Raw genomic sequence first — 11,503 nt, forward strand, 5'->3', positions numbered from 1 at the left:
TAAACCCTCAGAAAATCCGCTAATTCGGCAGATATTTCCTTAAAAATAACGGAATCCGCCGCTCCAGCCAATAGTCGGCTCCGCAACGGTTTCGCCCGCTGACAAAGCCGACATGGCCGCCACCGCTGCACACGTCCAGCTGCACCAGCGGCGCCAGTTCACCCGCATCCGGCAAGACCGCCGGCGTCATAAATGGATCGTCTTCCGCTTGCACCAGCAAGGTCGGCACGCGGATCGCCGAGAGAAATTGCCGAGAACTGGAACGACGGTAGTAATCATGCACATCCTTAAATCCGTGTAATTTGGCCACCACCTGGTCATCGTATTGCCAAAACGAATGAATGTCCGCCAAACTGCCTAAACTGGCCAACTTATCAGCCTCTTTTTCAAGACCGTTGGCCAGCAAAAAACCTTGTTTGGTATGCATGTAATGCTTTAATTCATCCAGCAAATGCTTGCGGTAAACTCTGGAAAAACCGTGATCCAATTTAGTGGCGCATTCGTTTAACAGTAATGGCACCGACACCGCTACGGCCGCGGCTAAACCGGCTTTGTCGCCTTGTTCGCCCAACCATTTCAACAAAACATTGCCGCCCAGGGAAAACCCGACCGCCGCAAAAACCGCTTTCGGATAGCGTTGCCCGAGGGTCCGGTAGACAAAATCGATATCCTCGGTTTCTCCCGAATGATAACAACGGGCCAGGCGATTCGGCTCACCGCTGCAACCGCGAAAGTTCATGGCTACACTAGCAAAACCATTTTGTTGCAAGGTACGTTGTAAGCCGATTATGTACCCCGACCGGGAGCTGCCGGACAAGCCGTGCAGCAATATCACGATAACGCCGTGGTTTTCCCCATGCCAATCCAGATCGATAAAATCGCCGTCCGGGGTCGACAAGCGTTCCCGCGTTCGCTGCAACGACGGCACTTTACGTAATAAGGCCGGATACAAGGTTTGTAAATGGGGGTTATTCAACCACCATGCGGATTGAAAGTAATGTCGAGTAATGGGCATGGCTTATTTTCCAGACAACAATTTAACAGTTGATGTTGTATGCTATTTTTTATTCGGACGGATTTACCCACTCAGAGTACCTGGCGTGACAGCAATCACAAGGGGGATCATTGCAATACAAGGATTATTATCAAATCTTGGGCGTGAAGAAAGATGCCGCGCTGGCCGATATTAAAAAGGCCTTTCGCAAACTCGCCCGCAAATATCATCCCGACGTGTCCAAGGAGCCGAATGCCGAAGCGAAAATGAAGGAAATCAACGAGGCTTATACCGTGCTGTCCGACGTCGAAAAACGCGCCGCTTACGACCAGCTGGGCCGCGGCTATCAACCCGGGCAGGAGTTTAAACCGCCGCCTAACTGGGATGCCGGATTCGAATTCTCCGGCCGTGGCTTTAATGCCGGAGAAGCGGCAGAATTTAGCGATTTTTTTGCGGAACTGTTCGGCAAAATGCGCGGCGGCGCGGGCAAACAAAGCGGATTTTACAGCCATGGAAACTTTAGCGCCCGCGGAGAAGACCACCACGCCAAGGTCATGCTGGACCTGGAAGACAGCTTCAGAGGCACGTCCAGACAAATCGGCCTGCGCGTGCCGCGCATGGACCAACAAGGCCATGTGTTACTGGAAAACAGGTTGCTCAATATTAAAATCCCCCAAGGCGTTTACGAAGGCCAAATCATTCGCTTGGCCGGCCAGGGCGCGCCCGGCGTTGGCGATGGCAAGGCCGGGGATTTATTATTGGAAGTCTGTTTCAACCCGCACCCCAGATTCCGTATCGACGGCCGCAACCTGCATCTCAATTTACCGGTGGCGCCTTGGGAAGCCGCATTGGGCGCAACGGTGAATGTCAATCTGATCGATAGCCAATTGAAAGTACGCGTACCGGAAGGCACGCAAAGCGGCCGGCAGTTGCGTCTGAGCGGCAAGGGCATTCCTAGCCGGCCTCCGGGCGACCTGTTACTGGATATTCAAGTGGTATTACCGCCCGCCGACACCGAAACAGCCCGGCAACTTTACCGGAATATGGCACAGGAACTGGCCTTCGATCCGCGCGCGGCAAGGAGTTAAATCATGTCACATACCGAAATGACGTTAACCGCTGTAATTGAAGACACTTATCTAACAGTGGAGCAATTGGCGGCGCTGTGCTCGGTCGAACCCGAGTGGGTGAGGCGGCGCATCGAGGAGGGCTTGTTGTCCGCCACTAAGTGCGAAGCGGATCAATGGTGCTTCACCGCCATGGAACTGACCCGGGCCAAACGCATGGTAAGCATCGAACGCAATTTCGAAGCCCAACCGGAACTAGCTGCCTTGGTAGCCGATCTGCAGGAAGAACTCGATCAGTTACGGCGCCAGTTGTTACGGGCAGGTAAAACGGAGCCCTGTTACCGGCAACGTTAGACAGTACCTAATTTAGCCGCAAATCCTTTTGCGGCTAACCCGTCGGGAATGGACTGCCTGCTTAGCGCGCCTCGTTGACGGTCTTTTCCAATTCTTCATGGCTAAGATGGCGCACATCCTTGCCTTTGACCATATAAATCACATGCTCGCAGACGTTGCAGGAATGGTCGCCTATCCGTTCCAGGGCACGGGCGGTCCACAGCATATCCAGGGCGCGGGTGATATTGCGCGGGTCTTCCATCATCTGGGTGATCAACTGCCGGGTAATACTGGTGTACTCGCGGTCTACCTTATGGTCTTGAGCGGTAATGGCGATCACTTCCTCGGTATCGGTCCGCGCGTATGCATCCAGCGCGCCGTTGAGCATTTCCTTGACCATTTCCAGCAAGTGCTCGATTTCGTAGTATTTATCCTGATAATAATCGGCCGCCTCGATTCGCATGGTCATTTTGGCGATACGCGCCGCCTCGTCGCCGATACGTTCCAAATCGGTAATGATCTTGATGGTGGCGATCAACATGCGCAAATCGAACGCCGCCGGCTGGCGCTTGGCCATGATTTCGGTGCATTCGTGGTCTATGTCTTTTTCCAGCGCGTTGATCAGCTGATCCTGCTGAATCACTTTTTCGGCGCTTTCCATGTCGTAACTCATGAAGGCATTGGTGGCCAGATCGACCTGCTGTTCGACCAAGCCGCCCATGGTCAACACCTTGTTGCGGATGTCTTCCATTTCCTTGTTGAATTGACGGGAAATGTGTTGATTGATGAAACTGCTGTTATCCATGAATGATGCTCCTAACCGTAACGCCCGGTAATGTAATCTTCGGTTTGTTTTTTTGCCGGATTGGTAAACAGCTCGCTGGTTTCACCAAACTCGATCAGCTCGCCCATGTACATAAATGCAGTGTAATCCGAGACCCGGGCTGCCTGTTGCATATTGTGGGTAACAATGACGATAGTATATTTTTCCTTCAGCTCGTCTATCAATTCCTCGATTTTCAAGGTGGAAATCGGGTCCAATGCCGAAGCCGGTTCGTCGAGCAGGATAACCTCCGGCTCGATGGCGATGGCGCGGGCAATCACCAAACGCTGTTGCTGACCGCCCGACAAGCCCAAGGCGTTATCGTTCAAGCGGTCCTTGGCCTCGTCCCACAACGCCGCCCCGCGCAGGGATTTTTCGACGATTTCATCCAACACCCGTCTGTCATTGATGCCTTGAATCCTTAAACCATAGGCAACATTTTCATAAATACTTTTCGGAAACGGGTTGGGCTTTTGAAACACCATGCCCACCCGCCGCCGCAAGGCCGCTACATTGATGTTTTTATCGTAAATATCTTCCCCATCCAGCAATAATTTGCCTTGAATGGTGACGCCATCGACCAGATCGTTCATGCGGTTGATGCAGCGTAATAAGGTCGATTTGCCGCAGCCGCTGGGGCCGATATAAGCGGTGACTTTTTTACGGGGCATTTCCATGTTGACATTGTGTAACGCTTGTTTGCTGCCGTAAAACAAATTCAAATCCTGTACCGAAATACAGGTATCGAACTTGTCGCGGCCGGACTTGCCCGCTCGATTCAGCGCATTGATATCAATGGCATGGGTTTTTCTTGCTTCTGTTGTCATTGTGTTTAATCCAAACGTGTCGTGTTGATGAACAACGTTAATTTTCCAGTGCGCGGTATTTTTCTCTTAAATTGTTACGGATGGCGATCGCGAACATATTCAGGCCGACAATCACCATCACCAGCAGCAGGGAGGTGGCATAAACCAATGGCCGCGCCGCTTCGACGTTAGGACTTTGAAAACCCACGTCGTAAATATGAAAGCCCAAGTGCATGAATTTTCTGTCCAGATGCAGATAGGGAAAGTTGCCGTCCAGCGGTAAAGTCGGGGCCAGTTTGACCACCCCCACCAACATCAAGGGCGCCACTTCGCCGGCCGCGCGCGCCACGGCCAAAATCAGGCCGGTCATGATGGCCGGGCTGGCCATCGGCAGCACGGTACGCCACAAGGTTTCGGCCTTGGTGGCGCCCAGCGCCAGGCTGCCTTCCCGAATCGATTTGGGTATGCGGGACAAACCTTCCTCGGTGGCGACGATCACCACCGGCAGGGTCAATAATGCCAGGGTCAAGGACGCCCACAGCAAACCCGGGGTGCCGAATACCGGGGCAGGGGCCGCTTCCGGAAAGAATATCTTGTCGATGCTACCGCCGATGATGTAAACGAAAAAGCCCAAGCCGAACACGCCGTAAACAATCGACGGCACCCCGGCCAGATTATTGACCGCAATGCGGATGATACGGGTAATCAAGCCTTGTTTGGCATATTCCCGCAGATAAACCGCCGCAATCACTCCGAACGGCGTCACCACCACAGCCATCAACATCACCATCAATACCGTGCCGAAGATCGCCGGGAAAATACCGCCCTCGGTATTGGCTTCGCGCGGCTCCTCGGTAATGAAAGCTTTAAAGTTTTTCACGTATTCGATGGATTTATCCAGCACGCTCATGGCATTGGGTCGGCTCAGTTTCACCACTCTGTTCAGCGGAATGTCGATTTCTCGGCCGCCCGCTTCGGAAACCACGATGCTGTAGGTCTTGATTTCCCGGTTCAACTTGCTCAGTTCCGCCTGAATGACTTTATATTGCGCTTCGTAAGTTGTTTTTAGCGCCGCAAACTCCTGAGCTTTAGTATCGTTCCATTGATTTTTCAATTCCAGCGCGCGCTGCTTTAAGCGCAGCCGTTCCAGATTGTAATTGATCGCTCCCACATCTTTATCCTGCAGGCGGTCTATCTCGTCGAACAAGACCAAGTCTTTAGCCAGTTTTTCCTGTGCCACGGGCCAGGCTTGCTCGCCTGCCGCGATCACTTCGCCGTTCTGTTTCACAGCCCGCAAGCGGCCGTAAAAATTACCCCACTCCCTGCGCTCCACGGCAATCAGGTCGTCCGGAGCGGTTTTTTCGCGGATATATTGATCCTGAATCCAGCGGAAATCGCTGCCCAGAATGTCGCGGTTGCCGGTTTTGACCAGATACTGATGCAGATATTCGACATCGTTCAGCACCTCGAATCCAGCCGCCCTGGCTTGAGCTTCATGCAACAAGGATTCGTCGACTTCCTCGCCGATGATGACCGAGTGTTGGCCTTGTTGATTTTGGTATTGATATTCCAGGATATCGGCCGGCCAGAAATGCCCCAGACCGCGTATTGCAATCAGCAGCAACAAACCCACGACCAGCAGCAAATTGATGCTGACCGCGCCCGCGGTCATCCAAATCCACGGCGAACCGCTCTTAAACCATGCTTTAATCATAACGAACTGTATTTTTGTCTCAAATTCTGACGCACCAATTCAGCCAGCGAATTGACGATGAAAGTGAACATGAACAGCACCAGGGCTGCTAAAAACAGCACCCGGTAATGGGTGCTGTTGACCTCGGCTTCCGGCATCTCCACGGCAATATTGGCCGACAAGGTGCGCAAGCCTTGAAAAATGCTGATGTCCATCACCGGCGTATTGCCGGTTGCCATCAATACGATCATGGTCTCGCCTACCGCGCGGCCCAAGCCTATCATCACGGCGGAAAAGATACCGGGGCTGGCGGTCAGAATCACGACCTTGGCCAAGGTCTGCCACGGGGTTGCTCCCAAGGCCAGAGAACCCGTTGTCAAATGTTTGGGCACGCTAAAGATGGCGTCTTCGGCAATCGAGAACACCATCGGAATTACGGCGAATCCCATGGCCAAACCCACCACCAGGGTATTGCGCTGGTCGTAGCCGATACCGAATTCGTTACGCATCCAGGTGCGTAAATCGCCGCCGAAACAAAGCTCTTCGATAAAAGGACTCAATTCGAACGCCAGCCAGCCGCAGAAGATGATGACAGGCACCAGCACAACGGCATCCCAGCCTTCGGGAATTTTATTGCGAACCGATTTAGGCGCATACTGCCAAACATAGGCAAAAATCATCACGCCCAACGGCACGATCATCAGTAGGGCAAAGATGCCGGTCAAATGCATTTCCACAAACGGCGCCAGCCACAAACCGGCCAGAAAACCCAGAATAACCGTGGGCAATGCCCCCATGATTTCGATACCGGGTTTAACGTACTGGCGCATGCCCGGCGCCATGAAATAACCGGTATAAATCGCCCCGAACAGCGCCAGCGGAATGGCCACTATCATGGCATAAAACGAGGCTTTCAAGGTGCCGAACACCAACGGCGTTAAACTCATTTTCGGTTCGAAGTCATTGCTGGCCGCGGAGGATTGCCAAATGTAGTCGGGTTCGGGGTAACTCTCGTACCAGACTTTTTGCCACAACGACGACCAGGACACCTCGGGATGTTCATTTTCCACTTTCCAGTGGTGGACTTTACCGTCTTCGGTTTGCATCAAAAAGGCATTGGCGCGCGGGGATAAGGTTACGGCAACCGGCTTGGCATCCGCCACTTTTTCCCTGATCGATTCCCGCTCGGCGGTGGTATTGTAGATACCCATTTCGCCATTGGCGTCGACCGCCAACAAGCCTTTACGGCGCTGTTCCGGATTGATGGTGATGATGGGCTGGCCGGATACCTTGAACGAGCGCAATTTCTGCACGCTGTAATGATTTTGTTTGTCGCGCACGATAGTCCATTGCGCCAGATCGCCACGGCTATCGCCTATCAGCACGGAAATATCGCCGTTCAGAAACTCCATGCTGGTGATTTCGCCGCCTTGTTTCATGACGTTGAGTTTGTGCTTGATGACCGGTTCGCTCTTATTGGAGACATCCACCACGGCCAAATCGCCGCCGCGGCCGGCCAAATAAAGGTTACGAAACTCTTTGTCCAGCAGCATGAAATCCACATCGCCGGCCATCATATCCAATACGGCATCGGTGCGGTCCCAGGTCACCTCATCGTCAAACATCGATTCTTTTTTGCCCAATGTCACAAATAGCAGGCGGCTATCCGCGGTTTTGGCCAGAAAGCTGGTGTTTTTATCGCCGACTTTAACGGTAATTTTGGTCAATGCCTGTCCGCTGTTGTCGATAATCATGGGCTGGGTACCGAGCGGATAAGAAATAGCCGGCGTGATTAAACGCTTGCCTTCGGGGTAAGATAATTTGTATTCGTGCCTGACGACTAATGCCCTGCCATCCGACAAACCATAGACGATGATGCCTTTATCGACGCTGCCATGGGCATAACTGGTAATCCGGACGCCTGCCGGTATCGGCAAATCGACTACCCGGTTTACTTGTCCGTCCGCCACGGCAAAAAAGATAGCTTTACCCGTATCGGTAAAGCGAACCCCGATCTCGTTTTGTTCTTCCATGGACAGAAACACCGTGCTGCCCATCGCGGCTTCCGGCGTGTCGTAGCTGCTTACCGATTCCGCATGCGACGGCAGTAACAACGGAAATACCACGTAAAGCAGATAGAAAAAGATCAACACAATCGCCAGAATAATACTCAAACCGCCGATCACAACGGCTTGAGCCACGATTTTATCTTTTAATAGCCGCCAACGCTGATAAGAATCGCTTGACGACAGCTGCAACAACGTCGATTTCGGCGCGGAAGATTGAGTTTCAGACATAACAAAACATAAGTAATAATACGTGGCGTCCTTGTATCACACTACAAGGATTTGAAGTATAAAAAAGCCGACAAATCACCAGGGTAATTTATCGGCCTTAAAGAGGGCGTAAAATCAAACATTATGTTTAAATTATTGATTTTACTTTAATTCCTTGGAGCATCCTTGCCATTAATTCCCTGTATCACTCGTCCGTAAATGATGATTATTGAATCAATGTTAAGGCTTTCTCTACTGCTTTAGCCGGCAGCGGAATATAACCGTCTTTGACCACGACTTGCTGACCGGTTTTGGACAGTACCATTTTGATGAACTCCTGTTCTAATGGCGCTAACGGCTCGTTTGGTTTTTTATTGACGTAGACGTACAGGAAACGAGACAGCGGATAGGCGCCGGAAATGGCATTCTCGGGATTTGCCTCGACGAAAGGCGCGCCGTCTTTGGCGGCCAAGGGAATCGCTTTTACGCCGGAAGTGGTATAACCGATACCCGAATAGCCGATACCGTTATTGGATGTGGTGACGGCTTGCACGACGGAAGCCGAACCGGGTTGTTCGTTGACGTTGCTTTTGTAATCGCCTTTGCACAGCGCTTCATCCTTGAAGAAACCGTAAGTACCGGAAACCGAGTTACGGCCGTACAATTGAATCGGTTTGCCTGCCCAACCGCCGGTCAGACCCGCTTCGCCCCAGGTAGTAATGTCCGAGGCATAACCGCATTTGCGGGTGGATGACATGATGGCGTCCACTTGCGGAATGCTCAAACCTTTAACGGGGTTATCCTTGTTGACGAATACGGCCAGGGCGTCGATCGCAACCGGGATCGCGGTCGGTTTGTAGCCGTATTTGCTTTCGAAATCGTCGATTTCGTTGTCTTTCATTTTACGGCTCATCGGTCCCAGGTTTGAAGTGCCCTCGGTCAGCGCCGGCGGCGCGGTGGACGAACCCGCCGCTTGAATTTGAATATTGACGTTGGGATATAACTTGCCGAACTCTTCAGCCCACAAAGTCATCAGGTTTGCCAGGGTATCGGAACCGACACTGGAGATATTACCCGATACGCCGCTAGCTGGCGCATATTCCGGCAATGCGGCGTCAACGGATGCGGGGGCCGCCGCCACGCCACTTGCCATAAATGCGGTAGAAGCAAAGCCAAATCCAAGGATGAGTGACTTCAGCTGAAATGTTTTTTTCATATTATTTCTCAATCAATGTTTAAAACCAGTGTCTATACTGCCCTTTGAGCGTGACAATAGTATGAAGCGAATATGACAGTTTTGTGACAATATGCAATTGTAAGCCGCTATTGGGCTTTTTGCTATCGTTAAACCCCGTTTGGCCTGGCCAACTTCAAAAAACTATACGAAAAATCCACATTCGAATCATCGGCCACATCGACCCGCTCCAGCACCCGCCAGGCCGAATAGTCTATCTCCGGGAAATAGGTGTCGCCGGCAAATTCGCGTTGAATCAGGGTTAAATAGAGATAATCCGCTTGCGGCAGCAAGGCGTCGTAAAGTGTGGCGCCGCCGATTACAAATACTTCGGAACAGGTTTGGGCATAGCGTAACGCGCTATCGATATTGGCGAAGACCCGGCAACCGGGCTGGCGATACTCCGGATTACGGCTGATGACGAGATTTTCCCGGCCCGGCAACGGCCTGCCGATGGCATCAAAAGTTTTACGCCCCATCATAATGGGCGAACCCAGCGTGATTTGTTTAAAGCGCTTTAAATCCGCGGACAAGTGCCAGGGCATCGTCCCATTCAAACCGATGACCCGGTTACTGGCCATGGCGACAATCAATGAAATTTTCATGGTTTGTGATTACTATGCGCAGCTTAACTTTTTGGCTGCGCATTTTATATGAAACATATCCTTTTAGTCTTTACGGGCGGCACCATCGGCTCCCGGGCCGAACACGGCACTATCGACACCGATGCCAATGCCGGCTTTCAATTGCTTCGGCTATTCGAACGCCATTATGCCGATCACGGCCGAATTCATTTTACCTGCTTACGGCCGGTGCAAATTCTCAGCGAAAACATGCATCCGAATGCTTGGCAACACATCATTGCCGGCATAGAAAGCCAGGATTTATCCCGATTCGACGGCATTATCGTCACCCACGGTTCGGATACTTTAGCCTATAGCGCGGCTAGCTTCGGCATTTATTTTCACGGCCTAAACATCCCAATACTGCTGGTATCCAGCAATTTTCCGCTGGAACACCAGCAAGCAAACGGCTTGAACAATTTTATCTGCGCAGTGGAATTCATCCGACAACAACGCCAAGCCGGCGTTTTCGTGCCTTATCAAAACCCCGGGCAATCCATGCACGTGCATATCGGCACCCGTCTAAACAGTTGCCAGCCCCTCAGCAGCGATTTTATCAGCGTGCAATCCAAGCCCTATATGACTTTTGAAAATGGCGGCCTCACACCCTTGCATGACTTGCCGCCCAGACACAACCCGGTAAGCGATCTACAAAACCAATTTGCGCGCCTTTTGTTGATCAAACCTTATCCCGGCCTGAATTACAGTTGTTTCGATTTGGCGAATGTCGATGCCGTACTGCACGACCTTTACCATTCAGGCACGGCTTGTGCCTCGGCACAATGGAGCTTAGCCAACAGCCTGCCGGCTTTTTGCGAACGCTGCCGGCAAGAAGGCATACCGTTTTATATGGCGCCGGCCATCAAATCCGCCGCGGCTTATAGCTCCACCCAGCAGATACTCGACTGCGGCGGCAAGATGATCTGGAATACGTCCATCGAATCGGCCTATGCCAAACTTGGCTTGGCTTTTGCCAGCTTTACCGACATAAAAACGATAGATGATTTTCTGTCCCGGAATGTCGCCTGGGAACAGGTTTAATTTTTATTTGCCCATTTTCGCCGGAGCGTTCATCTTGAAAATACCTCGAACACTCGCATTTTCTCTAGCGTGGCAACCGCCAAGGGATTGCCGATGTCCGGTGTAATCTTCAATTCAAGAGTCGTTACGCCTGCCATATCGACAAAATGCATTGCGGATTCCACAGTCGATCCGTCGGGACTGAAATTCCATTGCTGCCGGACTATTTCTCTGAATGTGGCGCCGCTGTCCTGGGACACGCGCAGCACATATTCCTGGGTTCTGCTAACGGCGACTTCCAAAAACTCGAGCTGTACGCAGCGAATATAGTGCGCTTGCCCGAATAACAGACGAATGGTTTGCTCGCCCGGCCCGCCGGCTTGCCAGCCTTGCTTAAAACCGGGCAGCAAAGCCGCTTCTATGGGACGGTCCGGATTTTCAGAGCTCACTTCAACGCTGGCAAGAGTATCCAGGTCGAGCCAGTTTTCCGCCTTGGCCGTTGTGGCGGTTCTAATGTCGCCGCTGACGCGTTTTTCCATTTTCGCTCGCACGTTAATAATCCCCGGAAATAATCCGTCTATTTACCGAGGATTTACGTTACTTCGGTAACCCCGACAAATAATTGGAGACATTA

At 52.0% G+C, this 11,503-nt stretch carries 11 protein-coding genes; 3 read left to right on the top strand and 8 right to left on the bottom strand.

The window, feature by feature from the left end:
* Window positions 1-19: 19 nt before the first annotated feature.
* Window positions 20-1,015, bottom strand: coding sequence for a hydrolase (locus tag NP596_RS00845; RefSeq protein ID WP_256613304.1), 996 nt, complete (start codon window positions 1,013-1,015; stop codon window positions 20-22).
* Between the two features lie 110 nt (window positions 1,016-1,125).
* On the opposite strand from NP596_RS00845, the gene NP596_RS00850 reads away from it, so the two are divergent.
* Window positions 1,126-2,082 carry a DnaJ C-terminal domain-containing protein gene (locus tag NP596_RS00850; protein ID WP_256613305.1) on the top strand — a complete coding sequence of 319 codons (957 nt, stop codon included), beginning with the start codon at window positions 1,126-1,128 and terminating at the stop codon, window positions 2,080-2,082.
* Window positions 2,083-2,085: 3 nt separating this feature from the next.
* Entirely contained in the window at window positions 2,086-2,415 is a 330-nt protein-coding gene (locus NP596_RS00855; protein WP_256613306.1) for a chaperone modulator CbpM, read from the top strand.
* A 61-nt stretch (window positions 2,416-2,476) separates the two neighbouring features.
* Here the strand turns inward: NP596_RS00855 and phoU are convergent, their stop codons facing one another.
* The 6 genes from phoU to NP596_RS00885 all read right to left on the bottom strand — a co-directional run bounded on the left by phoU (window position 2,477) and on the right by NP596_RS00885 (window position 9,831).
* Window positions 2,477-3,199 carry a phosphate signaling complex protein PhoU gene (gene phoU, locus NP596_RS00860; protein WP_256613307.1) on the bottom strand — a complete coding sequence of 241 codons (723 nt, stop codon included), beginning with the start codon at window positions 3,197-3,199 and terminating at the stop codon, window positions 2,477-2,479.
* Window positions 3,200-3,210: 11 nt separating this feature from the next.
* Window positions 3,211-4,044, bottom strand: a complete 834-nt coding sequence (pstB, locus tag NP596_RS00865; protein ID WP_256613308.1) for a phosphate ABC transporter ATP-binding protein PstB — start codon at window positions 4,042-4,044, stop codon at window positions 3,211-3,213.
* Window positions 4,045-4,081: 37 nt separating this feature from the next.
* A complete protein-coding gene (gene pstA / locus NP596_RS00870; RefSeq protein ID WP_256613309.1) occupies window positions 4,082-5,737 on the bottom strand; it encodes a phosphate ABC transporter permease PstA in 1,656 nt (551 codons plus the stop codon).
* Window positions 5,734-8,013 carry an ABC transporter permease subunit gene (locus tag NP596_RS00875; protein WP_256613310.1) on the bottom strand — a complete coding sequence of 760 codons (2,280 nt, stop codon included), beginning with the start codon at window positions 8,011-8,013 and terminating at the stop codon, window positions 5,734-5,736. Before NP596_RS00875 ends, pstA begins: the two co-directional genes overlap by 4 nt.
* Before the next feature lie 205 nt (window positions 8,014-8,218).
* A complete protein-coding gene (locus NP596_RS00880; protein WP_256613311.1) occupies window positions 8,219-9,208 on the bottom strand; it encodes a PstS family phosphate ABC transporter substrate-binding protein in 990 nt (329 codons plus the stop codon).
* A 128-nt stretch (window positions 9,209-9,336) separates the two neighbouring features.
* Window positions 9,337-9,831, bottom strand: coding sequence for a dihydrofolate reductase (locus NP596_RS00885; protein ID WP_256613312.1), 495 nt, complete (start codon window positions 9,829-9,831; stop codon window positions 9,337-9,339).
* A 48-nt stretch (window positions 9,832-9,879) separates the two neighbouring features.
* On the opposite strand from NP596_RS00885, the gene NP596_RS00890 reads away from it, so the two are divergent.
* Window positions 9,880-10,890 (top strand): asparaginase domain-containing protein, encoded by a 1,011-nt coding sequence (locus NP596_RS00890; RefSeq protein ID WP_256613313.1) that lies wholly within the window; start codon window positions 9,880-9,882, stop codon window positions 10,888-10,890.
* 29 nt (window positions 10,891-10,919) lie between these two features.
* Here NP596_RS00890 and NP596_RS00895 read toward each other — a convergent pair whose 3' ends face one another.
* Window positions 10,920-11,408 carry a carbohydrate-binding protein gene (locus tag NP596_RS00895; protein ID WP_256613314.1) on the bottom strand — a complete coding sequence of 163 codons (489 nt, stop codon included), beginning with the start codon at window positions 11,406-11,408 and terminating at the stop codon, window positions 10,920-10,922.
* Between the last annotated feature and the right edge of the window lie 95 nt (window positions 11,409-11,503).

Source organism: Methylomonas rivi (assembly GCF_024505165.1).
GTDB lineage: Bacteria > Pseudomonadota > Gammaproteobacteria > Methylococcales > Methylomonadaceae > Methylomonas > Methylomonas rivi.